Source organism: Sphingomonas pituitosa NBRC 102491, from assembly GCF_001598435.1.
Taxonomy (GTDB): domain Bacteria; phylum Pseudomonadota; class Alphaproteobacteria; order Sphingomonadales; family Sphingomonadaceae; genus Sphingomonas; species Sphingomonas pituitosa.
This window is the reverse complement of the sequence record NZ_BCYY01000011.1, coordinates 1-655: the sequence shown is the minus strand read 5'-3', so window position 1 is coordinate 655 and position 655 is coordinate 1. Positions and strand designations below refer to the sequence as shown.

Sequence of the window (655 nt, the reverse complement as noted above, 5' to 3'; positions counted from 1 at the left end):
CAATCAGAGCCGATTTTTGCGCACATTATCTGACACTGGAGCGGCGCGTCTGCTCACGCTCTTTGACACTGGACTGGCAATCATTCCGCCCTGCTCGCAATTGGCGCCGCCTGCTCACGCTTTGTGCCAATGAGAACTCGACCGTTCATTATACGGGCGGGCCAAGTGTGTGGAGTGAGGTGGTGCCGGTTTTCTGAACAGGACGCTAAGCTAAACCGACGTGAGTAATGAAGGCGACGACGAAGCGCTATGGCGCGGAATTTAAGGCGAAGGTGGCGTTAGCAGGGGTTTCGGTTCGACACCAAACCGGTCACGGTCGAGATCGTATAACAGGTGCTGTCGCGCGCGCTCGACGATCTGGAGCCGACGCTTACGCGCAACGGGTACGACGCCGGCCTGCTCGCCAGCCACCTGGGTGCCCGGCCGTCCGATGTCCGCGCGTTTCTCGCCGGCACCCTTGATCCCGAGCAAACCCGCGAATTGACGGAGCGGCTTCGCGAAGCCGGTGTACCGCTATGAGCGGCGGCACAATTCTCATTGTCGCAAAGCGTGAGCAGGCAGCGCCGATTGCGAGCACGGCGGGTTGATTGCAAGTCCAGTGTCAAAGAGCGTGAGCAGACGCGCCGCTCCAGTGTCAGATAATGTGCGCAAAAAT

The 655-nt window shown here is 59.7% G+C and carries 2 protein-coding genes; both read left to right on the top strand.

Annotation, left to right across the window (positions count from 1 at the left end; genetic code table 11):
• A partial coding sequence (locus SPI01S_RS22885; RefSeq protein ID WP_218017600.1) for a hypothetical protein occupies nt 1–197 on the top strand: 197 nt, incomplete at its 5' end.
• A gap of 136 nt (nt 198–333) precedes the next feature.
• Complete coding sequence (locus tag SPI01S_RS10850; protein WP_066722045.1) at nt 334–519, top strand: hypothetical protein; 186 nt, start codon at nt 334–336, stop codon at nt 517–519.
• The last annotated feature ends 136 nt before the right edge of the window (nt 520–655 follow it).